The sequence below is a fragment of the Paenibacillus sp. Y412MC10 genome (assembly GCF_000024685.1).
Classification (GTDB): Bacteria; Bacillota; Bacilli; order Paenibacillales; family Paenibacillaceae; genus Paenibacillus_AQ; species Paenibacillus_AQ lautus_A.
The window spans coordinates 2,096,888-2,122,902 of the sequence record NC_013406.1 but is presented as its reverse complement, the minus strand read 5'-3'; the positions used below and the strand labels follow the sequence as shown (position 1 = coordinate 2,122,902).

Genomic DNA, 26,015 nt, shown 5'->3' with positions numbered 1-26,015 from the left:
CTTCCCACCTCCTATTTTTTCAATTTCGGATCCAGCGCGTCACGCAATCCATCACCGAAAATGTTAAATGCCAACATCGTCAAGCTGATAAATAGAGCAGGGAACAACATCCGCCATGGATAATACATCCATCCGGACAAGGCATCATTAATCATGGAGCCCCATGATGCAACCGGTGCTTGAACGCCAAGACCAAGGAAACTCAGGAAAGCCTCGGCAAAGATTGCGCTTGGAACCGACAAGGTCAAGGTAACGATGATCGGCCCCATCGCATTCGGAATCAAATGCCGGAACAGCAGGCGCGCAGTTCCCGCACCCATCGAGCGTGAAGCGAGCACATACTCTCTGCTCTTCAGCTGCATGATTTCGCCCCGCACGATCCAGGACATGTTAATCCACCCCGTAATGGTTAAGGCGAGTATGATCGTGCCTAAACTTGGCTCGAATACAACCAACAGCAAGATCGTAACGAGCAGGTACGGAATGGAATACAAAATTTCCGCAAATTTATTCATGAACTCATCGACGCGGCCACCGAAATAACCCATGATGCCGCCATATATTACGCCAATCATCAAGTCAATCGCAGCTGCTGCAAGACCAACGGTCAAGGATATCCGAGCTCCCATCCAGGTACGAACAAAGACGTCGCGGCCCAGATCGTCGGTTCCAAACCAATGTTCTGATGAAGGCGGCATATTCGTATTCATCAAATCATTCGTTTCATAATCATATTTAGAGATCATCGGGCCGATGATGGCCATGATGACAATCAGGATCATTATAATCAAGCCTGTCATTGCCAGCTTGTTCTTGCGCAATCTCTCCCAGGAATCTCTCCAGGAAGACAAGCTTTCACGCTGTATTACCTCGGATTGCTTCTCATCAGGACCAATCTTCTGAAAATCTTCAGGCTTCAAGTTTAGTGCCGCAGGATGAGGCATACGCTGTTCTTTCTCCATGTCTACCTCTCCTTCCCGCCGGTCAATTTAATGCGTGGATCCACAAATACATACACGATGTCCGTGACAAAACGAGCCAGCATCAGCAGGATGCCGTAGAAAATCGTAATTCCCATGATGACGGTATAATCACGGTTCGTGATACTTTCAACAAACTGCTTGCCTATGCCGCCGATACCGAAAATCTGTTCAATGACGACCGAACCCGTGATAATGTTCGCTGTCATTGGACCGACATAAGTCACGACCGGCAAAATACCGTTACGGATAACATGACGGAACATAATCGCAAACCAGTTAAGGCCTTTGGCCTTCGCCGTCTTGATATAATCCGAATGCAAAACTTCCAGCATGCTGGACCTTGTCAAACGAGCGATAAATGCAATCGGTTGTGCAGACAGCGCCATGACCGGAAGCACGTAGTCCAGCGGTCCCTCAAAGCCCATGACGTTGAATATGCCTGCTTTCTCCGCGAGAACGAATTGCAACAAGGACGCGAGCACAAAACTCGGTACCGCGATGCCCAGAACCGAGATAATCATGGCGATGTTGTCAATCAGCTTGCGGTGATACAAGGCTGCAAGCATCCCCAGCAGGACGCCCACGATGACGGATACCACAATCGCGATAAGACCCAAACGTAGTGACGGGCCAAACGTGTCTACAATAATATCTGTTACGGATTGTCCCTGTTTCTTCATGGACAAGCCAAAGTCACCCTGGATGATATTGCCCAAGTATTTCGTATACTGCTGAAATACCGGTTTATCCAAATCATACTGCTCCATCAGCCTCGCCAGAATTTCAGGCGATGGCTTTTTCTCTCCCATAAACGGATCGCCCGGTATGGCTTTCATAAGAAAAAAAGTGGCTGAGATCAGTATGAATAACGATACAAGCATATAAAAAAACTTACTCGCCACATACCTCAGCATTTCGCTAGCCTCCTGATCAGTTCTTCTAAACCAAGCCGTCTCTATAATTGTATAATTCCAGGACGGATTGGGCATCCCTTAACTTTCCCCAACGGACACAAGATTTGGAAACCTTGCGCTCATATAAAAAATCGGGATATATATGAGGTTTAGAATGCCCCACATATATATCCCGAAACGTAACCTTTTATAATGGTTTACAAAAGACTACTCGATATATGCGCGTGTGAAATCAATGTCACCTTTATAATCCAGATGCAAGTTCTTCACCCATGGTTTAACCAGGGACACACTGGAGTAGTAGTAGATCGGCATGACCACTTGGTTGTCTTCAACGAGAATTTTCTCAGCTTGGGACATCAGCTCCATGCGCTTGGCATTATCGCTTGTCGCATAGGCATCCTTCACAAGTTTGTCGTATTCTTCGTTTTTGAAACCAGTGTCATTGTTACCGCCGTTGGATGTCCACATATCGATATAAGTCATCGGGTCGTTATAGTCCGCCCCCCAGCCGGAACGTGCCACTTGATAGTTCAAGTCATCACGATTCTTAAGGAATACGCCCCACTCTTGGTTTTGAACCTTCACAGTAACGCCAAGGTTGTTCTTCCACATATCGGCAATGGCAAGCGCAATTTTCTTGTGGTTGTCATCGGAGTTGTGGATCAGAGTAACTTCAGGCATTGTGGTATAGCCTTTTTCCTTCATTCCTTGCTCGAGCAGTTTCTTGGCTTCTTCAAGATTTTCTTGGAAGTAAGTATCCGGCACCTCGTTACGGTACTCATCGGACTCACCCTTGATGCCTGGAGGAACAAAGCCGTAAGCAGGCAATTGTCCGCCTTGCGTAATTTTCTCTACGATCGCTTTACGGTCAATCGCCATAGAAAATGCTTTACGGATGTTCACATTGTCGAATGGTTCTTCCGTTGTGTTAAAGATATAGAAATACGTCGATGAAATCCCTTTGATCATCAGTTCATCGCCCAGTTCCTTTTTGATCGCCGTCAGTTGATCCGTCGGGATGTTGCCTGTTGGATGACCTGCATAATCCAATTCATCGTTACGGTAGCTTGAAAGTTCAGTTGCAGAGCTGTTGACGATGCTCATTTGGACTTTTTCAAGTTTGATGGAGTCCTTGTCCCAATATTGGTCATTCTTAACAAGCTCGATCTTTTGACCTTTTGTCATTTGTGAAACTTTGAACGGACCATTGCCGATCAAAGTGTCCGGTTTGGTCGCCCAAGAAGCATTACCTTCCACAGAGCTGTGAACCGGGAAGTACGTTTGGAAAGACATCAAGCTGAGGAAGTATGGCGTTGGGTTCTCCAGCGTAACTTCCAGCGTGTAATCATCGGTAGCTTTTACGCCCACTTCATTGGCGTCTTTGATCTCTCCAAGATTGTAAGCTTCAGCGTTCTTGATATAGTACAGCTGATATGCGTACGGTGATGCAGGCGTAAAGTTTGGATCAAGTACGCGTTTCCATGCGTATTCAAAGTCCTTGGCCGTTACAGGATCGCCGTTGCTCCATTTGGCATCTTGGCGAAGGGTGAAGACATATTTCAGTCCATCTTCCGAAATATCCCATTTTTCAGCCACGCCCGGCTCTTCAGTGCCTTCTGCACCTTTACGAACCAGACCTTCGAACACAGCATTGATTACCGTATTCGATGTATTGTCTTGAGACAACCCCGGATCCAATGTTGGAGGGTCGGAAGCAAGGTTCATGCGAAAGACTTGCTCTTTCGGTTTGTTACCCGCTTCCCCATTGTTGGCACTTTGATCATTCTTGTTAGCTCCACATGCTGCCAGCACTGAACTGAAGGCAAGAATCAGCGTCATGAGAAGCAGTAGTTTCTTTTGTTTCTTCATCTTGCGGTATCCCCCTCATAGATTTTAGGTATATGCTTATCGATTATACAACCAGTGGTCAAAAAAATCCAGAAATCAATAAATTGAAAAATCTGCCTGACCCAATGATCAAACAGATTTCTCATATAATACTAGTTATTAGATTGTACTTACATCATCTTAATTATGTAGGAGAGTAGACCAAAAAATGTAAAAACTATGTAACCAAAACTCATTGTCACAAAGCCGAGCCTCCACACGGCCCGCAGCAGCCTTTTTCCGTTTACCTTGCCTTTCCAGCGGTTTTGCGCACTCCCGATCAGCCCCGCCGCGATCAGCAGCATCAGGAGTATCAGATAAAATCCGAATTTGGTCTGGAACGTATTATTAAACAAGGCGGAAACCGAGAACAGCATAAAAAAGGTGGTGATATCCATGGCCAGCTCCAGCGCTTGTTTTCGATTCTTATTTCTTTGGAGCACTATGATATACACGATCAGAAACGGAATGAACGGAAAAAGACTCAATGTGTTAAACAGACCCTGCAAAAACCCCATGCTAAGACCCCCTATAGATTCATCCCCTCGATGAGCTGCGTGATCAGCTCGTGTTTTGGCACTGAAACGCCATATTTGTGTCCAAGCTGGACAATGCTTCCGTTAATCCAGGCAACTTCCGTCGTTCGGCCGTCCATCACGTCCTTTAGCATGGAGGACGTGTTACCTGAAGTGGATTGGCAGACGCTTACAATCCATTCCCACAGCTTGTTTCCATACGGAATTCCGGCAGCTTCATATACAAGGATTCCTTCATGATACAGCTGCTTCATAAGCCCGGCCCGTTCAGGGGAGGATAACAGCGCTCCGTTAGGAATCCGCCACAATGCAGTCAAAGGGTTAATGACCGCATTCATCAGCAGTTTACGATAGATCATCTCATCCATCTCATTCGACAATAAAGCTTCAAATCCTGCTCTATTCAGCTCTTTAACCAGCTCAATATCATGATCTTCATGGGATGTAGCCCCTATAAAGCTCGCAGCAGGCATCATTTTGCCGATTGTCGTCGTTCCGTGGCCGGCGTGCAGAACCGAGGAACTGCTTGTACGCTTGGCCCCTTCCGTGGTAATCGCTGCATAGAGCTTCCACATGGGCAGCAGCTCCCGAAGCCGTTCCAAATGGCCTGTACCGTTCTGAAAACATATGAGATTGCGGCGATGGTGTCCGAATGGTGCCAGCACTTCCCTGGCCATCTCTTCGATCCCTTGCTGCTTCAACATGAGAAAGAGATAATCCGCATCCGCTGCCGCTCCCGACTCGGCAAAGGCATTCCATGCACGGACCGAAAAAGCATGGGGGGCAACGGTCTGAGGCTTCCCCTCCGTCTTCTCGATCGTGATGCCGGTAGTCCGGAGTTTGCTCGCCTGCTCCTCGCTGCGGCACCATACCGTGACGCCGCAGCCTGAAGCCGCAAGTTTGCCGGCATACAACAGGCCCAAAGAGCCGGCCCCGATGATATGTATATTCATGATCATCCCCCATTACTGTCTTTAAACATGATGTGCTAGTCTTAGTATATATCAGAATAATCTTCAATACGCACAAATAACCCGCCAAAGCGCATGAAATGCACTAGTGCGGGTTACGGCGGGTCAGGATAACCTTTACCTATTCGATTCGTTCCAGATTACCGTTGGCATCCATTTTGAAGCGGGTCTTCAGTTCCTCGTCCTCTTCATTCAAAAAAGCCAGCCTCCGTGCCCGATCCATAATCTGAATCAGTGCCTTATAATCGTCATTGACCACATGGTAATCGGTTTTCACTTCGCTTACTTCCTTCAACAACCGTTGATTCTCGCTGCGGAGCCTTGCAAGCTCATCCTCTTTTTCACGCAAATTCTTCTCAAGCAGTTTGTACTGGCGTGAACTTTCCTGCAGCCCGCCCTTCCACTGACGAAGGAAACGGATCACCGCATCGATGGACAGCGTCTCTTCGCTTGCGCCATCATTTCTATAAACATCGTGCTCCATTTCCGGAGCTGCCAATCCTGCAACTTGTGGTCCGCTGGCGGAAGGCTGTTTTTTATAATAACTTCTCTTTTGACGCTGAGATTTCGCCAAGCTGATAGCATCCTCATATTTCTTGCGAACACAGCTGTTCCAACGAAATCCGCAAGCCGCCGATGTCCGGCCTATTCTTTCTCCGACTTCCTCAAAGGCAGCCAATTGGGTGCTGCCCTCACGAATATGACGCAGGGTTACCTCCGCCAGTATTAGGTCGTCCTCTGCGCTCCATGCATCCTGTCTCACTGCTGACATACCATAAAACCCTCCTAACGACATCCTAAAATAACCGTCTTCAATACCGTAAATCGGCTGCTGAATAGGGTATAAAAACTGCTTAGTTCATTTCTATGCCTCTCATAGAGTTCATAGAATCTATTTGATACTAAAATGTATTTCCATTTTGATTACAGATCATACTCTTACGGAGGGAAAAGGGGCGTTTCACCCAAATTGTTCCCGAATTCAATGTCCTGCTTCTGGTTAATAATAAAAAATAAAGGGTTTTCTTGAGTTAGGCGTTTACACGTTTTTCCCATAACGCTATAATGTTCATAGCAGCATTATGTGCGTACATACGAGAGGAGGATATAATCGTGGCACGGATGTTTCGAGTCCTTGGCTTTTTCACCCTGACCATCGGGTTGATGGCCTTTGCCGGAGATCATATTGAAATGGCACTGCTTTTCTTCCTGCAGACCGCATTTTTCGTGATCCTGGGATATTTGAAATTCACGGAGAGAACCTATATTCTTCTCTTCTGGGCTTATATGATCGTGACCTTCACAGGCTTTAGCTACTGGACGGTCTTCATTATGGGCAAACCACTCTAATATGTAAACCATGCAAGCGATAAACGAGATCCGCCGGCGGTCAACCTGGACAACCTGAGGCTGCGCTGGTGGATTTTCCTTGCGATTAGAGAACAAGTACTTAAAAGAGCGATCAGGTGCTTTAGCTGCCGGATCGCTTTTTTAGTGCCTAAAGGTTGATAATTGAGTCGTACGCGTCATATATTGGTTAAAATGAAGGGACAGACCATGGTTGGTATCCTTTCGACTAACAACCATGCAAGGAGGACTCCCGTTTGAAAGTACGAATAAAATACCCACTCCTCCCGGTCTTGCTGTGTTTAACCCTATTCTTCTGCTTCATCGGCGCTCCCGCTGCGGTTTATTCCCAGCAGGATGTCAGCCCCGTCATGCCTGACTCGGAAGAGGCGCGCAAGCTTCTGGAGGACAGCCTCTCCATCGTGGAAATCGATCATGAAATCGAACGGATAACCAAACGCATGGAGGAATTGCAGACTCTTCAGAATGAGCTGCAAACCCAAATCCAGGATATGGGCTTGCGCATTGAAGACCGGCGAGCTCGGGCGGCCGCCGTCCTTCGGTCATATTACATGGGTGAGCGGGATAACTTATTTTTCATGCTGCTGTCTGCTAAAGACTTAGCCAGCTTTTTCCGCGTCATGGACTTTTACGATATTATTATTCAGAACGACCGGGATACGCTTACCGTGTATAACAATCAGTACCGCTCCCTTGCTTCCGCTCAGGCTGAAGCAGCACGGAATGCGTCCCAGCTCGCCGAAGTAAAGGACAGCCTGGTTGAGCAGCGCGAACGGGTGCTTGCGCTTGAGCAGCAGGTAGATGGAGCACTCACAGACAGCGGCAATCCGGATGCCATGAAGAGGCTGATCGAGGAGTTCACCCTCTATTGGGAGAATGTAGGGCTGTACGAGGTGAAGCGTCATTTCCAGGCCCTGGCTAGCGCCATGGAAAATCTGCCGTCGTTCGTCCAAGGCAGCAAGAATATACTGAAGACCAACGGCAAGGTATACACCATCGACATCCATGAAGATGATCTCAACACGTTTTTAAGATCCGAAGACGAAATCTTTAATAGCTTTGCGTTTCATTTTGACGATGGAAAAGTAATAGCTTCCGGCGAAAGCGGAAATTTGTCGCTGCTGATTGAAGGGAAATACACCGTCATTAACGAACCGGAGAATGCCATTATGTTTGAAGTCGACAAACTTGTGTTCAACCGGCTGGAATTGCCCGACACAACGCGCAGAGCGCTGCAGGAAGAATTCGACATGAACTTTTATCCCAAGCAGCTGGTTTCTTTCTTGAAAGCGACGGAGGTCGCAAGCGACGATCAACGATTAGTGGTTAAAATGGAGCTGGATCTATAGAAAAAGCTGCCCGCGAGGGCAGCTTTTTTTCTTGTTATGGTTGAGCAGGCGTGTACAATTTCATATATTCTTCAACCGTTATTTCGCCATGCAGCAATCGATATGCCGATTCGCTATAAGTCTGGAAACCTTCCGAATCGCCAAAATCCAAGGCGGCCGGCTCATTCCGGGAGAGCAGCACCTGGGCGGGAACCGCTGCTTTTTGCCAAATGCCCCGATCCTTCAGGTTCGTGCCCGTGACATACATTTCGGATATAACGGGGAGTGTTCCTGACGTTTTGCTCCATTCCTGCTGCATCTCTTTGCTTGTCATATACGTAATCCATTTCATGGCAAGCGCGGACGACTCCGTCTGTGCGGCTACCGCAAAACTTCTCGCTCGTACAACCGGCGTATTCAAATGGCTCTTTCCCATGGCCAATGCGGAAGACAATCCGCTTACCTCTCGGTCCGCGAAGCTCGAATACGGCTCAACGGCCACGGAAGCCTCCTCTATGCCAGAGGAAGGTTCCTGCCCCGTTTCTATCGTATCTGCTGCGCCTTGGGACGATTCCAGCGTTCGAAGGTGATTGCGGATTAACATTTCAAGTACTTCTTGATCCGGCTTGGAAGGATCGCCTTCAAGCAAATGCACCGCCGCGCCGAATGCGTAAGGATCCTTCGGATCAAATGAGAGGACAGGGCTCGTCTTATGAAGCTCCATATATTCCTTCCAAGCCTGACGGCTCTCCGGCATGTTAAATGAGGCGCCGTCTTTCCCTTCGGTCTGCCAGGTCACGATATAGGGATCTATATCAAAAGGCATTCCCCATTGATACCCGTTCCATTGCAGCTGCGGCAGAAGACCATTCAGGGTATCCTCGCCGGTCACCGTTGTCTGTGATGCATCGACGGGCAGAAGATATCCCGTCATTGCAAGCGCTTTAATGTAATGGGAATCCGTTAATATAATGTCCGGTCCTTCGCCAAGGGACATATGAAGCAAAAACGATTCTTTCTCCGTACCGGCTGTTTCCAGAGGCGTGATTTCGATCTCGGCTCCGGTCTCTTCCATAAACCGTTCGTTGAGCGCTTTCAGTTGCCTCAGCTCGTCCGGATTCAATTGGACGCCGACCTTGATGGGGCCTAGGTCGCTCTCTGGCACCTCCGGCCTCTGCTGCGGAGGAATCGGTTCATCCCCGGGCGGTTCCCGTCTCGTATGATGAGTGAAGTCAAAGCTGGGAGATAAACTGGATAAGGATAATAATAAAATGGCGAATAAGAACCAATATTTCTTCCGCTTCATATCCCCTCTTCACTCCTCCCATAGTCGCATGCCCTTATTTTACCAAACTTATAGTGCTCTTGTCCTATCTTTTTTTATAATTTACCAGTCCATATTTTACTAATAGGACCCGATCGCTAAAAGGACTGTCCATATGAATTCCGGACAGTCCTTCTCGTACAAGTTACTTTGTGAAATCATTTCTCGGGAAATATCACGCTACAGCAAATCGGCCGCCAGCTGTGCCAGCTTGGAACGCTCCCCTTTAGTCAGCGTAATATGTCCGCTTAAACCTTCCTGCTTAAATCGTTCAACCACATAAGTCAGCCCATTGCTAACGGCATCCAGGTAGGGATGGTCAATCTGTTCCGGGTCCCCCATCAGTATCACCTTGCTCCCTTCTCCCGCCCGGGAAACAATCGTTTTGACCTCATGGCGGGATAAGTTCTGAGCCTCATCAACGATGATGAACTGACCTGGAATGGAGCGACCGCGGATGTAAGTCAGTGCTTCTACCTGGATGCTTCCCAGACCCATCAATATTTTATCGATATCGCCGGATTTCTTGGTGTCGAACAAATACTCCAGGTTGTCATAGATCGGCTGCATCCACGGTCTCAGCTTCTCTTCCTTTTCTCCCGGCAAATATCCGATATCTTTCCCCATCGGAACGACCGGACGCGCAATGAGCAGTTTTTTGTATTTGTGTTCATCCTCCACCTTGGATAGTCCTGCTGCCAATGCCAGCAAGGTTTTGCCCGTACCGGCTTTTCCCGTAATGGTAACCAGCGGAATGTCGTCATTCAGGAGAAGCTCAATCGCCATGCGCTGTTGAGCATTCCGGGCACTGATGCCCCATACGGGCTCATTGCTTAGATGAAGCGGCTCTAGTCGGGTTGCATCTTCATTCACATGAAGAAGGGCAGACTTGCCGGATCCCATCTCGTCCTTCAGAATAACGAATTCGTGCGGATAAAGCGGATAAGAGAGTTGAAGTGGTTTAATCGGCAAATAACGATAGCTGTAGAATTCATCGATCACGGAAGGATGCACCTTGATCGTTGAGAATCCCGGATATAATTCGCTTGGATCCGCCGTGCGGTCAGTTAGATAATCCTGTGTCGTTAGCCCAAGCACATCCGCTTTTATTCGAACGAGGACATCCTTGCTGACAAGAACAACGGGTCTTCCGTCCTCCTTCGGCTCCTCCTCCAATTTATAATTTAACGCGACAGCCAAAATACGATTGTCGTTCGATGCTTCGCTAAATAACTCCTGTACCTTGACGAAGCTGCGATGATTTAGCTCAACCTTCAACGTCCCGCCGTTCTCCAGAAGAACTCCGTCGTGAAGATGACCTTGTTCTCTAATCCCATCAAGCAATCGGGAGACCATACGGGCATTGCGGCCGATTTCATCGACATTTCGCTTCTTGGAATCAATCTCTTCAAGAACCACCGCAGGAATGATGACTTCATGCTCCTCGAATGCATAAATCGATTGAGGATCATGCAGCAGTACGTTCGTATCCAGTACAAATATTTTTTTCATCTTATCCCTCCACTGCTTCTTCATCAGGTACACACATAAACCTTTCCGTCCCGGACATAATAAGCGTAGCGACTGGAGTAATTTAGCGAATTCTATTACGAAAGGACAGATCAATCCATGAGAGCTGCTCTATCCATCATGCTGGCGGTGTTGTTGCTCGCAGGCTGCGGGACCGCCAATAACAATGCATCACCCTCTCCTCGTAATCAAACCGATGGAACCACTGCTAACAGTGTTCGCAACATGAACAGGAACAGAGGTTATACCACCAACAATGTAGACGGTTGGACACCGGATAACCCCAATACGGGGCGTGTCGGTAACGTAAATGATAACAACGGACGAGTTGACGCTACAACCGCAAATCACCTGAAATCGCTGGCTGAGAGCGTGCCTGGCGTTAAAAACGCGAACTGTGTTGTCATGGGCAAAACGGCTGTCGTCGGGCTGAATGTAGATGGAAATTTAGATCGTGCAGAAGTTGGAACCATTAAATACACGGTCGCGGAAGCCCTTCAAACCGATCCGGCAGGCGCCAATGCGCTGGTTACCGCCGATTTGGACGTAGCCAACCGGATTGCCGAGCTTGGTCGGCACATTCAGGAGGGACATCCTGTTTCCGGACTTGCCAGTGAACTTGCAGACATCGTTGGCCGTATCATCCCTCAATTGCCGAAAGACGTAACGCCGCGAGACGGGAATGCACAGCGAAACGGGAATGGGCAGCAAAACGGTGCTAAAACGGTAAAACCAAATCATCGCGGTCATGCACCGGCCCATCCACAAAACGGGAAATAAACTTGAGGATGATTTCGGTCTTACGCGCGGACATATCCCGTCATGACCCGAGTTTGTCCGTCACAAGTCTCCAAATTTCATACAAAAAAAGCCCAGTGAAACTCACTGGGCTTTTTTTAAGGTCATAACAACGCCACTAACCGGCATAGCTGCTTCGCTAGGGACATGACCGTTAACATATTTGGAGTATGACTGCTTATTCGGTGCAACATGGACACCCATGTCGAAAGAACCCGTCATGAGCGACATGGAATCAGAAGGACGACATCCGAAGGATCCCCGTTCCCTAATGGAATCCGCCCGCACCAGTGCAGGGCAACCCGTCTGCCGACTATGGATCAATGGGTGTGTCGTATGCATCATGAGGTAGGACATTCCTTCGGCCTCCTGTACAATGATCTCCATCTGATACATTGTATTATAACATACGATAAAACTTGCCTTCAATTGTCACGGAGCCGTTGCAGAATCCGCTTCTGTTCCCTGATCGCCGGCGTTGTGTTTCCCTGCAAGCTCATCTTGCAGCGCTTGTTTGGCTGCATTGAGTTCATTTGCATTAATGTAAACGTTAGGACTTCTCCACTCACCGGTAATCGGCATAAATTTAACGTCTTCTTTGCCAATATCATAATAAGTCGCGAGCAAGTTCCGGATTTGCTCCTGCTCGAAATCGGTGGTCATATTGTCGCTGACCGCATCCAGCGCATTGCCGACCTTCGTAACGCCGCCGAACGATTTCATCTTGTCCAGCAAGGAATGCAACACTTCGCTTTGGCGGGCATTGCGATCAAAGTCGTTGGACTCCTTGGTTTTCGGATTACAGTTCATTGATTTGCGGTAACGCACATAGTCTAGCGCCTTCTTGCCATCCAGCTTTTGCGGACCCACCGTCAGGTTGATGTCGGTTCCATCCACGGAATCCCGGTGGCACATGTTGTATTGTACGTTAACATCCACCCCGCCGAAGGTATCCACGACGTCGCGGAAACCCTGAAAATCGATGACCGTTACATAATCGATATTAACGCCAAGATACTTGCTCATCATGACTTTCATTTCTTCTTCTGCCGGAATGCCGCTGCCCGGCTCCTTTTTCTCGGCTGCTTTGTAAGCTGCTTTAAATCTTGGGTAGTAGGCGTTCAGCTTCGTCGCCTTGTATCCTTCAAGTTCAATCAGCGTATCCCGCGGCAGGGATACCAGCGTCGACGTATTGGTTTCCGGATGCATGGAGGCGACCATCACCACGTCCGTCAGGTACGTCCCTGTTTCCGGACGATGATCGGTTCCCAAGAGCAGCACGGTAATCGGTTTTTCTTTCGCGGAATGGCCCGGAGCTACCGGCTTGTCGATCCCGCTTTTCTCGATGACCTGATTCCCCTTGAAGAAGAGATATCCGGCATAACCTGCTGCAGCCAAAACCGCGATTAGCAGTACGATCAGAATAAATTTAAAAAATGATTTCCATGGACTTTTTTTCTTTTTAGGAACTGGCTGTTTCTTGCCCTTCCCCCCACTTTTGGCTCTTGGAGGGAGATTGGTATGAGTAGGATTCATATCATAACACCTGATTTCATTCAAATTAGATGAATGTCCGATAAACGCTTCACATTTCGAAGCATTTACCGGACCATGGTTGACTTCTCTCTCTTATAAACGATGGGGACTGACAAAAAGTTGCCGTAGTGTTGTTGCCTGAAATGCTAAATTTCTACAAACCTTATGACTTCGGCTCGGCTTGAGCCTTCTTCTTCTGACGATCTTCAACAAAGTATCGAATACGCACCATCAGCATCAACGCCACAGCGACCAACAAGCATTGGATAATCGGCAGCTTATCGATCTGAAACACAAGCAGTATCGCCGAACCCAGGGCCATCAAGATATACAGGAGAATCTCCTTCAACAGAGGAAGCTTCTGCTTCACTCGGAATACCTTGTTGTAAACGTAGGTGATCAGCACAAAAATGACGATATACGAAACGAGCGGGTGCGCGGCAAACCATTCCTGCATGATAGGTTCACTCCTTTTGGGCAAGTAGATCTCTATCTATTATAGATTTGCTTGCGCCATTTTACGATGTTTTTCTGCGCGTTCGCGCTCACTCTTGTTCAAAATCTTCTTGCGGAGACGAACAGATTTCGGCGTAATCTCGCAATACTCGTCGTCGTTCAAGTATTCCAGAGCTTGCTCAAGCGAGAAGATGACCGGTGTTTTCAATTTCACCGTATCGTCCTTCGTTGCCGAACGAACGTTGGTCAATTGCTTCTCTTTACAAATATTGACGACGATATCGTTGTCGCGGGTATGCTCCCCGACGATCATGCCTTCATAAATCTCGGTCCCCGGTTCCAGGAACAGGGTTCCGCGGTCTTCAACCGACATCATGCCGTAGAACGTCGAAGATCCGTTTTCCGTGGAAACCAGCACGCCTTGATGGCGTCCGCCCACTTGGCCGCCAACCAGCGGGCCATAGCTGTCGAACGCGTGGTTCATAATGCCGTAGCCGCGTGTCAGCGTCAAGAAATGGGTGCGGTAGCCGATAAGCCCGCGAGCCGGAATCAGGAATTCCAGACGGACTTGACCGTTTCCGTTGTTCACCATGTTCACCATTTCGGCCTTGCGTGTTCCAAGGCTTTCCATAACGGCGCCCATGCTCTCTTCCGGCACGTCAATCAGGAGGCGTTCGATCGGTTCCATTTTGACGCCATCGATTTCCCTTACGATAACTTCAGGCTTGGATACTTGAAGCTCATAGCCTTCACGACGCATATTCTCAATCAGGATACTGAGGTGAAGCTCGCCGCGTCCCGAAACGATATAGGCATCCGGGCTGTCCGTCTCATCCACTCGCAAGCTGACGTCCGTTTCCAGTTCTTTGAAGAGACGGTCACGAAGCTTGCGGGATGTCACCCATTTGCCTTCGCGTCCGGCAAAAGGACTGTTGTTCACCAGGAACGTCATTTGCAGGGTAGGCTCGTCAATTTTGAGAACCGGGAGGGCTTCCGGATGCTGCGGATCCGCAATGGTTTCTCCGATGTTGATGTCTTTGATGCCTGCGATCGCCACGATGTCGCCAGCGCCTGCTTCGGCAACCTCGATCCGCTTCAGTCCCTGGAAACCGAACAGCTTCTCGATACGGGCATTCTTGGTGGAACCGTCTCTAAGCATAACGGCAACCGGTTGGCCTTGCTTAATGACCCCGCGATTCACGCGGCCGACGGCGATACGGCCCAGATATTCATTGTAATCCATCAAGGTAACGAGGAACTGCAGAGGCTCGTCCACTTTCTCGGTAGGGGAAGGGATATGGTCGATAATGGTTTCGTAAAGAGCAAGCATGTTATCGTCTTGCTTCTCCGGATCCATGCTAGAAGTACCGTTTAGGGCAGATGCATATACTACGGGGAAATCCAACTGGTCGTCGTTCGCTCCAAGCTCAATGAACAGGTCAAGCACTTCATCGATCACTTCAGCTGGGCGAGCAGCCGGACGGTCGATCTTGTTTACAACGACGATCGGCGTCAAGTTATGGGCAAGCGCTTTGCCCAGAACGAACTTGGTCTGAGGCATGCAGCCTTCGTATGCGTCAACAACGAGCAGAACGCCGTCGACCATTTTCATGATACGTTCGACTTCACCGCCGAAATCGGCGTGTCCAGGCGTATCCACGATGTTGATCAAGAAATCTTTATACGTAATAGCCGTATTTTTGGCTAGGATGGTAATACCGCGTTCGCGCTCCAAATCATTGGAGTCCATCGCGCGCTCCTGCAGGGTCTCATGCTCCCGGAAAATACCGGACTGCTGCAGCAGTTGGTCTACAAGTGTTGTTTTGCCATGGTCAACGTGAGCAATAATGGCAATGTTGCGAATCTGATCTCTTGATTGCATAAATATATCTCAAATCCCTTCTATTCGAATGAGCCACAAAGAAAGCGCCGGACGACATGCCGACGCTTCAACATACATCCTATAATATAGGTAAACGAGCGGGAAAATCAAGTCTTTTCAGAAAACTTCCAGCAACTTTTACCTCTTCCCGATTACCAGCCTCGGCTCCATTTATTATTGCGTCTCGGACGATTGCGGCCGAAGATCATCCAAGCGCCCGCAGCGATCAAGATCAGCGCAATAATGTAGAACGCTCCTGTCTGAAGCCAGGTGAAGATGAATATCACAACGGAAAGCGCCGTCAAACCAAGCGCAATCGGCAGTGCAGCGCCGGGACGCGGGCTCTCGTACAGATAATACTCAAACAGGCCTACGGCCACACCGAGAATGAGAACAGGCCATAATGAAGCCATTAGTCCCCAGCCGCCCATATTGCATATGAAGAACAGAAGCCCGTATACCGTCAGAATACCGCCCGGAATCAGAACGGCGGCAGAAGCCCGGCGACCAAAAAACAGGATATGCAAAAAAATACCCGGCAGCAGCAGGACGAGCGGCCATAACGTTCTGCCCAGAAATCCGAACACGCCAAGCTTGCCGAGCAAAATAACGACTCCAGCGACAACGATGAAAATACCCAATGCCAAATCTTTTCTGGAGGACATTTGATCACCCTCTCTTCAATATATGTATCACCATAAACAGCGGTTTCTAACAGAAGCAGTTACGTTAATTTTAGCCCAAACCGACAAAAAAAACCATATCCCGAGCTTGTTCCGCTTAAAAATTACCCCGCCCGGTCAACGAGGCATCGGCCTAGCATCACAAAAAAATGGACGACTGCGCGAGACAGTCGTCCATCTATCCGGTTTCAGCTACCGCATGAGTATGTCCAACACCGCAGCCTGCAGAAATGTCCCCGTTTACGCGCCGGTCCGTCTTACCGTCTGCAATCCGCCGATGAGAACAACGAAACCCGCAACGATAATCGGCAGCAAGCTGTGCGCATAGGGCATCCAATAAGCCAGCAACAAGCCGACGCGAGAATCCTGTATGAGCATTTCGCCTGCTGTAAAAGCTAGAATACCGGCACCTATATAGAGCAGTACGGGAAACTTTTGAAGCAGCCTGGAGATCATCCCGCTTCCCCATACAACAATTGGAATGCTTAATATAATCCCGATGACAATCAGGGAGAGATCGCCATTGGCAAGCCCCGCGATTGCCAAGACATTGTCCAGGCTCATGACAAAATCGGCGATCAGAATCGTATTGACCGCGCCCCATATCGTGGAAGCCCTGGCCATGCTCGCAGGATCATGTTCCTTTTGCATCATCAGTTTGACCGCGATCCAGATGAGCAGCAATGCGCCGCCAGCCTGCAGAAACGGAATTTTCAACAGCAGAACGGCCACAAAAGTCAGAATGCAGCGCAAAAGTACAGCCCCCGCCGTCCCGATCCAAACGGCCCGTTTGCGGTGTATTTCCGGAAGATCCTTGCTGGCCATAGCAATGACCAAGGCATTGTCGCCGCTGAGTACAAGATTGATCACTAATATTTGTCCCAACAAAAAAATCGTCTCCACCAGAACAACACCCCCACTCTACACATATGTGGTTTTTGTCCAGGCTATGCTTGCACATCAGGAAAAATAGGCCTATAATAAATCCACTTTGTTTAATGGTGGAACGTATTCTAAGAGGAGTGACATTCATGGAAACCACAGCCGCTGAATTTTTTCTTGCACTAATCAACATTGTGTTTTTGGATTTGATATTGGCCGGGGACAACGCCATCGTGATCGGCCTTGCGGCACGCAATCTTCCGAAGGAAACCCAGAAAAAAGCCATTATCTACGGTACGGCAGGTGCTGTAATTCTCCGCATCATAGCCACCATCCTTGTCGTTTGGCTGCTCAACATCCCTTGGCTTCTGCTTGTGGGAGGCGTGCTCCTGATCGGCATTGCTTACAAGCTGTTGACCGACGACAATAATGATCACGGCAATATCAAGGCTGGCAACAACCTGGGCGCGGCCATCCGCACCATCATTGTAGCCGATGCCGCCATGGGCCTGGACAACGTCATTGCCGTTGCCGGCGCGGCCAAACATAACATGATCCTTGTAACCCTGGGCCTGCTCATCAGCGTTCCCATCGTGGTATGGGGCAGCACCCTGTTCATCAAGCTGATCAACCGCTTCCCATGGATTATCTATGTAGGTTCAGCGGTGCTTGCATATACGGCATCCTCCATGATTACCGAGGAGAAGCATTTTATGGGGTACTTTGAAGGGCACCAGATTATAAAGTATCTGTTCATTGCCGCCATCATCATCGGCGTGCTGACGGCAGGACATCTGAAAAAAAAATCAGCCGCTCGCCGTCAGTCGTCCACCCTGTCCTAACGGTCTCAACATATTATAAAAACGCCCCAAGGCTTATGATAAGCCTCGGGGCGTTTTTATGTTTTTTATCTAGTCGAATAGCATAAGACGCTCTGTCGGCGGCGCCATGGCGGCCGCCGCTTCATACGATTTAGAACCAGTCTTCGTTGACTACGGGCTCCTCACGCTTCTCGCCAAGCTCGCCGATCTTACTGTCCGGCGTGATGATCACGGTCTCCGTGCCTTCAACCGCCGCTTGAATCAAGGCAGGCAGCTCGGTAAGCGAAGCCTCCACCTTCTCGATAATCTTCAGATTCGGATTGGTGGTCGGCGATTTAGGAACAAACAACGTGCAGCAATCCTCATACGGCAGAATCGACGTGTCAAATGTGCCGATGTCCATCGCAATGTTGATGATGTCGTTCTTATCCATCATGACGAGCGGTCTAAGCAGCGGCAGTTCGGTAGCTCTTCCGATCACATTCATGCTCGGCAGCGTTTGGCTGGCCACTTGTCCTAAGCTATCCCCGGTCACGATCGCCAGTGCCCCTTCCCGCTCAGCAAGCGAGGAAGCAATCCGTAACATGGCTCTGCGCATAAAAGTAATGATCAAATTGTCCTGGCCGATGCCGACAAAGGAGGTCTGCACATCGGTAAACGGCACCAGGTGAAGCTTGATTTTTCCTGTATAGCCCGATAACAGCCTCGTTAACTCCATGACCTTTTCCTTCGCAAGCTGGCTGGTGTAGGGGAAGCTGTAGAAGTGGACGCACTCAATTTCAAGTCCCCTGCGCATCGCTGACCAGCCCGCTACAGGACTGTCAATTCCTCCGGAGAGGAGCAGCATCGCCTTCCCGTTCGTACCAAGGGGGTAACCGCCGGCGCCGGGAATCACTTCATAGTACAAATACGTCTCGTTCTCCCGAATTTCCACGCGCAGTTCCATATCGGGCTGCTTCACTTTCACTTTAAGCTGGGGATAGGTCCGCAGCAATGGAGATCCGACCAAATGATTCATCTCTTGCGAGGAATGAGGGAATTGCTTCCATACTCTTCTGGCATTGACTTTGAAGGTTACCGTGCCTTCCAGTTCCTTCTGCCCCACAAATTCAACCGCTGTTTCGATAATGCGGTCAGGTTCCGAAGAGCAAACGCGAACCGGACTGATGGAAACCAGGCCAAATACCTTCTTCAGCACTTGAATCAGCGCCTCGGGAGACTCTCCGTTAAGCTCGACGTACAGGCGGCCGTATTCCTTGATGATTTTCGCGCCCGGATACGGTCTGAGCACGCTTCGAATATGATTCAGCACCGATCTCTCGAACCGGTTGCGGTTTTTGCCTTTCAGGGTAAACTCGCCAAAGCGAAGCAGCAGTTTATCGTAAGTCATCTCCGATTACCCTCTCTTTCTATGACGGGACGCAAGTTCCCGCAAACTTTCGCCAATACCTCGACCAGCCGCGCTACATCGCCCAGCTGATGCTCCTTGCCAAGACTGATACGAATTCCGGAGGAAGCTGCCTCCATGTCTTTTCCCATCGCCAACAGCACCCGGCTGGGCTCGCTTAATTTGGACGAACAAGCCGATTTGGTCGATACGAGCATGCCCATCTCTTCCAGAGCATGGACCATCACCTCGGGTTTTAATCCCGGATACGAAAAATGAATGATGTGCGGTGCGCTCTGCTCGCTGCTGTTTAACACCAAGCCCGGAATTTTGCGGATGCCCTGAAACAGCAGCTCCCTGATCTCCGTCATCCTGGCATAAAGCTCAGGCTGATTTTCCCTGGACAATCGCATGGCCTTCGACATCGCTACCGCTCCGGCAACATTCTCCGTGCCCGCCCGATGCCCGCTCTCCTGGGATCCGCCGGATATCAAGGGAAAGAGCTGCACGCCTTGCCTGATGTACAGCACCCCCATTCCCCTTGGACCGTTGAACTTATGTGCGGACAAGCTGTACAAATCGGCCTGCCACCCGGATAGCGAGACCGGGAGCTTGCCGAATCCCTGTACGCCATCGACGTGCAGCAGCGTGCGTGGGTTCCGCTCCTTCACGATACGCCCCACTTCCGCCAGCGGCTGTACGGCCCCCGTTTCATTATTCACATGCATGATGCTGACCAGCACCGTATCTTTACGGACCGCTTGGCTCAAGGCAGCCAGATCCACCATGCCTTCGGCATCCACGGGAAGGTACGTCACTTCCCACCCCAGCGTTTCCAGCTGTCTGCAGCATTCATATACGGACGGATGCTCGGTTCCCGTCGTGATGATATGCTTGCCCCGGCTGCTGTACTGCATCGCAGCCCCTTTTATCGCCATGTTATTGCCCTCGGTTGCCCCGGACGTAAATACGATCTCATCCGGCTTAACGTCCAGCGCGGCTGCGCACACCTCTCTTGCCCTTTTCTGCAATTTGGCGGCCGCTTCGCCTGAACGATGAAGGGCTGACGGGTTAGCATAATGAAGCTTCATGACTTCCGCCATCGTGTCCACCACTTCATCAAAAGGAGGGGTCGTTGCAGCGTGATCCCAATATATCAAGGTAATTTCCCCTTTCCATCTTACGCATCGCAGATTGCATAGCTTATGATTCCAGACCTTTATATTTACACAAAAAGACCAAACGGTAAAGCCGCACTCCATCTTGTCTTGGACAAAGCGGCGCTTATCGTTTGATCCTCTATCAGATTACTATTCGCCCCAATCGGACTACAATGCGTATTTCGACTGGGCGTTCATGACTTTGCTAATGTATGCCTGGGTTTCCTTGGGCAATTCATGAGCCACGGACATCAGCTCTTCATCGCTGGATACACCCAAACCCGCGACGCGTGTCGGTCCTGCATTATAGGCAGCAAGCACCATGGCTATCTCTCCGCCAAACCGTTGGATCAGATTGGACAAATATTTGGTGCCGCCCTCGATGTTCTGAGCCGGATCAAAAGGGTTGCTTACCCCGAGTCCTCTCGCCGTACCATCCATGAGCTGCATCAGTCCCTTGGCACCTGCAGACGAGACCGCATGCGGATTAAACGAGGATTCCGCGTCGATGACCGCTTTGATCAACGATACCGGCACGCCATAGCGTTCCCCTGCCGCCGTGATTAAATCCTCAAAAGTCGTAGGCTTTGTTCCCCCGGTGTCGTTGACCACTGCTTCTATCGAGGTGCTCGACGAAACGGATTCATTCACAACGCCTAACTGCTGCCACAACAGCCCGTCCTTAAAGGTGACGCCGGGCGCCAGCTGTGTCATGGAACGTTCAACCGGTTTGGAAGTGGATTCTTCGTTAAGCAGGCTGCTCAGCACATTGACAAATCCGGCTGACGATTCGGTGGAATTCGTATTCATCTGTGATACATCCGTCATTTGCTTCCATGATATCGGATCTATTTGCATCGTTTAACTCACTTTCTGCCGTTAAATTTCAAACTTGTCCTTATTTTATCACGGAACTGGAACAATCTGCTATACCTATTCGACAAAAAAATAGCGGAGCAACCCTTCTTCCCGGTTGACCCGCCCATATTAAACGATGATAAATAAATCAATCATTATCTGCTGAAAGGAATCAAGATAAAATAACTGAGCGTCGCCAGAATGCCGAGTCCTATGGACCAAGCACCTGTCGTTCTGCTGCCTTTGCTGTATGCGTAATAACCCACGACAGCCGCGATAGGTCCGAGAATGACCGACCACATGAACAAGGAGGCAATCCCTAATACCAGGCCTACGTATCCGACCGCCCGGCCGGTGGAGAGATCCGTCTTATCCTCGTCTGCATGCCGTACCGAAGTTTCCATCGGCGGAGCCACCTCGGCAGCATATTCCTCGCGGTGATCCTTCCGCGGGAAGTCTACCCGGTTTCGCTTGCCTTGAACAACCTTCATTTTATTTTTGCGATGTTTTTTATCCATAGCTCGCTTCCTCCATTTCCATCATCCTAAAGTGCCCGGCATCCGGACTTTATCCGGGGCTTGTGCCCGTCAGCCCTTCGGCTTGAAGGTCAGACAGCAGGTCTCGGAAGACTTGTCAGCAACATCCTGATGATCGTCTACGTAAGGCTCTGCCCCATACTCTTCGTTAAGTTTCACATTCGCATGACGGTCAATCTCGATCATAATCATCTCGGCATGACATAAATTTTGTTCTCCCCAGTAATGGCAATTGCTGACACTGCACTTCACTAATGGTTTGGCTTCGTTGGCCATTTTAGCATCACCTCGTCAACATTTTTTCCTATGTTTAGGACCGGTATGCACGATAACGATTGTCAGTTGGTGCCTTAGGCGCGGAACGCAAAAAAGAGATGCCAACGACTGGCATCTCTTGAGTCTTCCATAATTATACTAAGCGTGGCTTCTCTCGGATTGCATCCGGCGCTCCGTCAAATAATCGCTCTCGTAATAAGCAAGATCGTCGCGAAGCTCTTCATAAATCTTGGTAATGTTCATGATGACGTCACGTGCGGGACGTACCGGCTTCTTCCGGAAACGGATGGCATCCTGTCCGGTGTAGGCGTAACGGCCATCTTCGGAATAACTTTCATTTTTGGGATAGAAGAAGCTGTTCACGCAGCGATGATACAAATTATACAAAGCCTTCTCGGCAAAATCGATATCAAAATTAGGGCGACGCTGTACAACGCCTAGCTTCTCATAGGAAACTTCAGAAAATACGAGCAAATGGCGAACATCCGACAGAAATCCTTTGTAAAAGTGAACGGTTTCCTCGTCCTGTTCCGTTACCAATTGAGATAAAGCATGTTCATTCAAAAACGTTTCCATAATCGAAATAGCAGATTTCAACTTTTCTCTGGATTCTGAGCATAATTTCTGAAGATTGTCTGCTGGCATTACGATAGATCCCCCTTAAATGGTCGTGACCTGCAGGCCAAAACGGCCTGACGGTCATGCTAATATGTACTATCCTAACACAAATTTTGGGATAACGAAATCCCTATCATGAATACACTTACAAGGTTATTTTTAGTACATTTTTTTGGCGTATTCACTCTTATTGACTAAAGATTTCTTGCACGCATAAAAAGGATACACTCTTCCCACGCTAAGATTACTTACAATCCTGAAATGCGGCGAGGAGGAAAATATGTGAAATCTCGTACCTTTTGGAGCATTATAGGGGCAGCGTCAGTGATTGGCGCGCTTTTGATCTTGCTGTTCATCCCCGGCTCGAAACAGCCGGCTCCAACGGCTGAACCGTCACGGCCCTTAAAACCCCAGCAGGAGAACAAGGCCAAGCATTTTACCATGCTGGGCGATATCCAGGCAACGGATCAATTAAACCGTCTCGATGCCAGGGGACACCTCCGCAAAATGCTGAACAATGATTCTTTGCGCAGCGCGGGGCAAGTTAAGGCGTATACGCAGAAAGAGCAAAAGATGCACAAGCATTTTCAGCAAGTACGCTGGTATAACCTCAAGGAAAACAAGATGGCGGACATTCAAGGCCAGCTTCCCAAAATGAGCAAAACCGACAAAAATCGGATCGCTCATCATTTTCAACTGGCGCAGCAGAAATTGAAACGCGGGGAACCTTATGATTCCCCCAAATTCAACGCGGCGGGGCAGCCTTATTTTGTTGTGGCCGAACCGTCCAAGGATGGCAGATATGGCGCTGCCGCCCTGGTCAATCAAGCCGTGCTCCAAGAGGTAAGCAATCACCAGAAGCGGAATCTCCGCTTAATTCCGTATCCGAAGGAAGGAAAATTCCGGGTCGAGTCCATCCATGCGGATACCCTCTCCGACATCACCGTCAAAACCGGCCATGATAATGAAAAGGCCAGTCATTTTTACGAAAATGAAATCGTGGTGTCCTTTCAAAATGAACCGTCAAAGCAGCAGCTGTTGGATATCTCCAAGGAAATATCATGCGAAACGCCAAGGAAACTGGGTTATGCCTATGTTTTCCGTTCCAAAGATATGGATTACCAGAAGCTTCGCTCCTATTTCCAGCAGAAGTGGAAAATCAAATACACGGAGCCTCACTACATTTATTTAACCAATGATCGCAGCCCTCAATCCCGGGTTAACTCGGATTTCCCGGATGGGACGAATGCCCAAGTCAATATTCCGAATGATCTCCTGTTTTCGGAATATCAATGGAATCTGCCCGTCATCGAGACAAACCGGGGCTGGGATCTGTCCAAAGGCAGCGAAGATGTCATCATCGCCGTAATTGACACAGGGGTGGATCTTCAGCATTCCGATTTGGACGGACAACTGGTGGAAGGATACAACATTGTCCAGAAAGACAAACAGCCGCTGGATGATGTGGGTCACGGGACGCACGTAGCCGGGATCATCGGTGCCCTGGTCAACAACGGCGAAGGCGTTGCGGGCGTTAGCTGGTACAACAAAATCATGCCGGTCAAAGCGCTCGACGGATCCGGATCGGGAACAACCTATGCTGTCGCGGAAGGCATTATTTGGGCCACGGATCACGGAGCCAAGGTAATCAATATGAGTCTTGGCAACTATGCCGACTCCCAGTTCCTGCATGATGCCGTTAAATACGCCTATGATCGCGACGTTGTGCTTGTTGCCGCATCAGGCAACGACAACACGGAGCGCCCCGGCTATCCTGCCGCCTATCCGGAGGTGCTGGCTGTCGCCGCAACGGATTCCAATCAGAAGCGGGCCGAATATTCCAACTACGGCGATTACATCGATGTGGCCGCTCCAGGGACCAATATCGCAAGCACCTTCCCGGGAAATCAATATGCTGCTCTATCCGGGACCTCCATGGCCAGTCCCCATGCAGCCGCCATGGCGGGGCTCATCCGTTCCCTTAATCCTGACCTGACCAATCAAGAAGTCATGGACGTCATGATCAACCAAGCGGTGGATCTCGGCGACAAGGGAAGGGATAAATATTACGGTCATGGTCAGATCGATATCTTCCAGTCCTTGAAAGCGGTTGGCGCGCCTGAAGTGCCTCTTCAAATGTGGCCCGGCCATACCCTTCGCAATCTGGAGCAAGAGCTCCGCAAATTAAACGGCTCAAACGAATAAAAGATAAAGAATAAAGCAGCTTCCGCCTCTCGCGTTGGCTGCTCTATTCATGATCCGAGACAATGCCGTCACATTTATTTCTTCCGGCGGGTACGGCTGGTACGCACTGTAGCTTTCTTGGAACGCTTGCCGGATACCGTAACGCCGCCGTAGCCTCCATTTTCGGTTACGACTTCTTCTTCGCTGTACGTGTACAGATGTTTTTCTACCGGGACGCAGTGAATCTTATCCACCACTTTTATAGGATGAATAACCGGTACGATTTGCGGTACATAGTGGTCTCTCACGACTACAATCGGATCGCACACAATCGGGGACACCGGAGGACATGGATAATCGTTATGACAAGACATGTGTTTGCATCTCCTTTCCGTTGATGATTATAGCTTATTATCCCAAGGGCTATTTGGTATGGACGATTATCCGTACAGGGCACATGATCTCCCAATATTTTCACAAATCCAGAAGAAAAACGTCTATCGACGTACTTTCTCGGAAGACAGACCGCGGTTAGAGGAAGTTTTTCTTGCGATATCAGGAAGACCCAAGCTTCGAAGTTTAACTTTCTGATATCTTGAAAAAACGCGTATTTCCTATACACCCCCTACAAGGAGTGAAAAGAAAATACGCGTTTGTACCTTAGCATATTCATAAACGTTGTGCAGTTGGGAAAGTTTTCCGTAAGCCGGGTTCTGTGCTCTTCGTGGTCATAGCGGGAACTACCCTGCCACCATAAGCGACAATCATCTATCTAGGCCGATCATTACTAATCGGCTCAAGCGACCAACCCGGACGCGCCTCGGGCTAAGGCTGTCTCCTCGAAGGAGACTGCGTCCCATTAGGTCTTGCTCCAGGTGGGGTTTACCAGGAACGAAGTCACCAGCGTTCCTCGGGGTCTCTTACACCTCGGTTCCATCCTTGCCTGTGCCGCCCTAAGGCGGCCATCGGCGGTCCATTTCTGTGGCACTATCCTTCAACTCGCGCTGACTGGACGTTATCCAGCACCCTGCCCTATGGAGCCCGGACTTTCCTCTCGCGGCTTTGAGGCCGCCAGCGATTGTCTGTCAAACTTT

General features: G+C 49.4%; 25 protein-coding genes and 1 other RNA gene. 5 read left to right on the top strand and 21 right to left on the bottom strand.

Going from position 1 to position 26,015, the window contains the following annotated elements:
- Positions 1–11: 11 nt before the first annotated feature.
- The 6 genes from GYMC10_RS09035 to GYMC10_RS09010 form a co-directional block, all read right to left on the bottom strand.
- The gene (locus GYMC10_RS09035) at positions 12–962 is read right to left on the bottom strand and encodes an ABC transporter permease (protein WP_009590830.1); all 951 of its coding nucleotides are present in this window, start codon (positions 960–962) and stop codon (positions 12–14) included.
- Between the two features lie 2 nt (positions 963–964).
- Positions 965–1,897, bottom strand: coding sequence for an ABC transporter permease (locus GYMC10_RS09030; RefSeq protein ID WP_009590847.1), 933 nt, complete (start codon positions 1,895–1,897; stop codon positions 965–967).
- A gap of 207 nt (positions 1,898–2,104) precedes the next feature.
- A complete protein-coding gene (locus GYMC10_RS09025; RefSeq protein WP_015734226.1) occupies positions 2,105–3,769 on the bottom strand; it encodes a peptide ABC transporter substrate-binding protein in 1,665 nt (554 codons plus the stop codon).
- Between the two features lie 149 nt (positions 3,770–3,918).
- The gene (locus GYMC10_RS09020) at positions 3,919–4,305 is read right to left on the bottom strand and encodes a DUF3397 domain-containing protein (RefSeq protein ID WP_015734225.1); all 387 of its coding nucleotides are present in this window, start codon (positions 4,303–4,305) and stop codon (positions 3,919–3,921) included.
- Between the two features lie 11 nt (positions 4,306–4,316).
- Positions 4,317–5,276 carry a ketopantoate reductase family protein gene (locus tag GYMC10_RS09015; RefSeq protein WP_015734224.1) on the bottom strand — a complete coding sequence of 320 codons (960 nt, stop codon included), beginning with the start codon at positions 5,274–5,276 and terminating at the stop codon, positions 4,317–4,319.
- A gap of 139 nt (positions 5,277–5,415) precedes the next feature.
- Positions 5,416–6,066 (bottom strand): RsfA family transcriptional regulator, encoded by a 651-nt coding sequence (locus GYMC10_RS09010; RefSeq protein ID WP_015734223.1) that lies wholly within the window; start codon positions 6,064–6,066, stop codon positions 5,416–5,418.
- A 341-nt stretch (positions 6,067–6,407) separates the two neighbouring features.
- On the opposite strand from GYMC10_RS09010, the gene GYMC10_RS09005 reads away from it, so the two are divergent.
- Both GYMC10_RS09005 and GYMC10_RS09000 read left to right on the top strand, forming a co-directional pair.
- A complete protein-coding gene (locus tag GYMC10_RS09005; RefSeq protein ID WP_006209059.1) occupies positions 6,408–6,644 on the top strand; it encodes a DUF2626 domain-containing protein in 237 nt (78 codons plus the stop codon).
- Between the two features lie 254 nt (positions 6,645–6,898).
- A complete protein-coding gene (locus GYMC10_RS09000; protein ID WP_015734222.1) occupies positions 6,899–8,011 on the top strand; it encodes a coiled-coil domain-containing protein in 1,113 nt (370 codons plus the stop codon).
- Between the two features lie 34 nt (positions 8,012–8,045).
- Here the strand turns inward: GYMC10_RS09000 and GYMC10_RS08995 are convergent, their stop codons facing one another.
- Both GYMC10_RS08995 and GYMC10_RS08990 read right to left on the bottom strand, forming a co-directional pair.
- Complete coding sequence (locus tag GYMC10_RS08995; RefSeq protein ID WP_015734221.1) at positions 8,046–9,296, bottom strand: extracellular solute-binding protein; 1,251 nt, start codon at positions 9,294–9,296, stop codon at positions 8,046–8,048.
- 198 nt (positions 9,297–9,494) lie between these two features.
- On the bottom strand, positions 9,495–10,826 hold the full coding sequence (locus tag GYMC10_RS08990) for a PhoH family protein (protein ID WP_015734220.1): 1,332 nt from the start codon (positions 10,824–10,826) through the stop codon (positions 9,495–9,497).
- A gap of 117 nt (positions 10,827–10,943) precedes the next feature.
- On the opposite strand from GYMC10_RS08990, the gene GYMC10_RS08985 reads away from it, so the two are divergent.
- On the top strand, positions 10,944–11,624 hold the full coding sequence (locus GYMC10_RS08985) for a YhcN/YlaJ family sporulation lipoprotein (protein ID WP_015734219.1): 681 nt from the start codon (positions 10,944–10,946) through the stop codon (positions 11,622–11,624).
- A 450-nt stretch (positions 11,625–12,074) separates the two neighbouring features.
- On the opposite strand, the gene GYMC10_RS08975 is transcribed toward GYMC10_RS08985, so the two are convergent.
- From GYMC10_RS08975 to GYMC10_RS08955, 5 genes are all read right to left on the bottom strand, one after another.
- Positions 12,075–13,178 carry an LCP family protein gene (locus GYMC10_RS08975; RefSeq protein ID WP_015734217.1) on the bottom strand — a complete coding sequence of 368 codons (1,104 nt, stop codon included), beginning with the start codon at positions 13,176–13,178 and terminating at the stop codon, positions 12,075–12,077.
- A 163-nt stretch (positions 13,179–13,341) separates the two neighbouring features.
- Positions 13,342–13,635, bottom strand: a complete 294-nt coding sequence (locus GYMC10_RS08970; RefSeq protein WP_009592386.1) for a YlaH-like family protein — start codon at positions 13,633–13,635, stop codon at positions 13,342–13,344.
- A gap of 39 nt (positions 13,636–13,674) precedes the next feature.
- Positions 13,675–15,516 carry a translational GTPase TypA gene (gene typA, locus GYMC10_RS08965; RefSeq protein ID WP_009592389.1) on the bottom strand — a complete coding sequence of 614 codons (1,842 nt, stop codon included), beginning with the start codon at positions 15,514–15,516 and terminating at the stop codon, positions 13,675–13,677.
- Between the two features lie 152 nt (positions 15,517–15,668).
- Positions 15,669–16,181, bottom strand: coding sequence for a hypothetical protein (locus GYMC10_RS08960; protein ID WP_015734216.1), 513 nt, complete (start codon positions 16,179–16,181; stop codon positions 15,669–15,671).
- Positions 16,182–16,439: 258 nt separating this feature from the next.
- On the bottom strand, positions 16,440–17,102 hold the full coding sequence (locus GYMC10_RS08955) for a TerC family protein (protein WP_036666043.1): 663 nt from the start codon (positions 17,100–17,102) through the stop codon (positions 16,440–16,442).
- 128 nt (positions 17,103–17,230) lie between these two features.
- Here GYMC10_RS08955 and GYMC10_RS08950 point away from each other — a divergent pair, with 128 nt between their 5' ends.
- Positions 17,231–17,923, top strand: a complete 693-nt coding sequence (locus GYMC10_RS08950; RefSeq protein WP_015734214.1) for a TerC family protein — start codon at positions 17,231–17,233, stop codon at positions 17,921–17,923.
- 130 nt (positions 17,924–18,053) lie between these two features.
- On the opposite strand, the gene thiI is transcribed toward GYMC10_RS08950, so the two are convergent.
- From thiI to GYMC10_RS08920, 6 genes are all read right to left on the bottom strand, one after another.
- Positions 18,054–19,292 carry a tRNA uracil 4-sulfurtransferase ThiI gene (thiI, locus tag GYMC10_RS08945; protein WP_015734213.1) on the bottom strand — a complete coding sequence of 413 codons (1,239 nt, stop codon included), beginning with the start codon at positions 19,290–19,292 and terminating at the stop codon, positions 18,054–18,056.
- Positions 19,289–20,449, bottom strand: a complete 1,161-nt coding sequence (locus GYMC10_RS08940; RefSeq protein ID WP_015734212.1) for a cysteine desulfurase family protein — start codon at positions 20,447–20,449, stop codon at positions 19,289–19,291. Before GYMC10_RS08940 ends, thiI begins: the two co-directional genes overlap by 4 nt.
- A 168-nt stretch (positions 20,450–20,617) precedes the next feature.
- On the bottom strand, positions 20,618–21,307 hold the full coding sequence (locus GYMC10_RS08935; protein WP_041621954.1) for a lytic transglycosylase domain-containing protein: 690 nt from the start codon (positions 21,305–21,307) through the stop codon (positions 20,618–20,620).
- A 155-nt stretch (positions 21,308–21,462) separates the two neighbouring features.
- Positions 21,463–21,825, bottom strand: coding sequence for a hypothetical protein (locus GYMC10_RS08930; protein WP_009592139.1), 363 nt, complete (start codon positions 21,823–21,825; stop codon positions 21,463–21,465).
- Between the two features lie 69 nt (positions 21,826–21,894).
- A complete protein-coding gene (locus tag GYMC10_RS08925) occupies positions 21,895–22,119 on the bottom strand; it encodes a DUF1540 domain-containing protein (protein ID WP_006209042.1) in 225 nt (74 codons plus the stop codon).
- Positions 22,120–22,257: 138 nt separating this feature from the next.
- Positions 22,258–22,764 (bottom strand): YpuI family protein, encoded by a 507-nt coding sequence (locus GYMC10_RS08920; protein WP_009592128.1) that lies wholly within the window; start codon positions 22,762–22,764, stop codon positions 22,258–22,260.
- Positions 22,765–23,019: 255 nt separating this feature from the next.
- Here GYMC10_RS08920 and GYMC10_RS08915 point away from each other — a divergent pair, with 255 nt between their 5' ends.
- On the top strand, positions 23,020–24,942 hold the full coding sequence (locus tag GYMC10_RS08915; RefSeq protein ID WP_015734210.1) for a S8 family peptidase: 1,923 nt from the start codon (positions 23,020–23,022) through the stop codon (positions 24,940–24,942).
- 74 nt (positions 24,943–25,016) lie between these two features.
- Here GYMC10_RS08915 and GYMC10_RS08910 read toward each other — a convergent pair whose 3' ends face one another.
- Entirely contained in the window at positions 25,017–25,295 is a 279-nt protein-coding gene (locus GYMC10_RS08910; RefSeq protein ID WP_015734209.1) for a hypothetical protein, read from the bottom strand.
- Between the two features lie 313 nt (positions 25,296–25,608).
- An RNA gene (gene rnpB, locus GYMC10_RS31670) (RNase P RNA component class A) lies at positions 25,609–26,015 on the bottom strand.

Excerpts from the sequence above, each read along its gene's own strand:
- GYMC10_RS08975 (WP_015734217.1), bottom strand. The coding sequence starts at position 13,178 with ATGAATCCTACTCATACCAATCTCCCTCCAAGAGCCAAAAGTGGGGGG.
- GYMC10_RS08990 (WP_015734220.1), bottom strand. The coding sequence starts at position 10,826 with ATGAAAAAAATATTTGTACTGGATACGAACGTACTGCTGCATGATCCT.
- GYMC10_RS08920 (WP_009592128.1), bottom strand. The coding sequence starts at position 22,764 with ATGCCAGCAGACAATCTTCAGAAATTATGCTCAGAATCCAGAGAAAAG.
- thiI (WP_015734213.1), bottom strand. The coding sequence starts at position 19,292 with ATGACTTACGATAAACTGCTGCTTCGCTTTGGCGAGTTTACCCTGAAA.
- typA (WP_009592389.1), bottom strand. The coding sequence starts at position 15,516 with ATGCAATCAAGAGATCAGATTCGCAACATTGCCATTATTGCTCACGTT.
- GYMC10_RS08985 (WP_015734219.1), top strand. The coding sequence starts at position 10,944 with ATGAGAGCTGCTCTATCCATCATGCTGGCGGTGTTGTTGCTCGCAGGC.
- GYMC10_RS09020 (WP_015734225.1), bottom strand. The coding sequence starts at position 4,305 with ATGGGGTTTTTGCAGGGTCTGTTTAACACATTGAGTCTTTTTCCGTTC.
- GYMC10_RS09025 (WP_015734226.1), bottom strand. The coding sequence starts at position 3,769 with ATGAAGAAACAAAAGAAACTACTGCTTCTCATGACGCTGATTCTTGCC.
- GYMC10_RS08910 (WP_015734209.1), bottom strand. The coding sequence starts at position 25,295 with ATGTCTTGTCATAACGATTATCCATGTCCTCCGGTGTCCCCGATTGTG.
- GYMC10_RS09010 (WP_015734223.1), bottom strand. The coding sequence starts at position 6,066 with ATGTCAGCAGTGAGACAGGATGCATGGAGCGCAGAGGACGACCTAATA.
- GYMC10_RS08970 (WP_009592386.1), bottom strand. The coding sequence starts at position 13,635 with ATGCAGGAATGGTTTGCCGCGCACCCGCTCGTTTCGTATATCGTCATT.
- GYMC10_RS08995 (WP_015734221.1), bottom strand. The coding sequence starts at position 9,296 with ATGAAGCGGAAGAAATATTGGTTCTTATTCGCCATTTTATTATTATCC.
- GYMC10_RS09035 (WP_009590830.1), bottom strand. The coding sequence starts at position 962 with ATGGAGAAAGAACAGCGTATGCCTCATCCTGCGGCACTAAACTTGAAG.
- GYMC10_RS08950 (WP_015734214.1), top strand. The coding sequence starts at position 17,231 with ATGGAAACCACAGCCGCTGAATTTTTTCTTGCACTAATCAACATTGTG.
- GYMC10_RS08935 (WP_041621954.1), bottom strand. The coding sequence starts at position 21,307 with ATGCAAATAGATCCGATATCATGGAAGCAAATGACGGATGTATCACAG.
- GYMC10_RS09015 (WP_015734224.1), bottom strand. The coding sequence starts at position 5,276 with ATGAATATACATATCATCGGGGCCGGCTCTTTGGGCCTGTTGTATGCC.
- GYMC10_RS08925 (WP_006209042.1), bottom strand. The coding sequence starts at position 22,119 with ATGGCCAACGAAGCCAAACCATTAGTGAAGTGCAGTGTCAGCAATTGC.
- GYMC10_RS08960 (WP_015734216.1), bottom strand. The coding sequence starts at position 16,181 with ATGTCCTCCAGAAAAGATTTGGCATTGGGTATTTTCATCGTTGTCGCT.
- GYMC10_RS08930 (WP_009592139.1), bottom strand. The coding sequence starts at position 21,825 with ATGGATAAAAAACATCGCAAAAATAAAATGAAGGTTGTTCAAGGCAAG.
- GYMC10_RS09030 (WP_009590847.1), bottom strand. The coding sequence starts at position 1,897 with ATGCTGAGGTATGTGGCGAGTAAGTTTTTTTATATGCTTGTATCGTTA.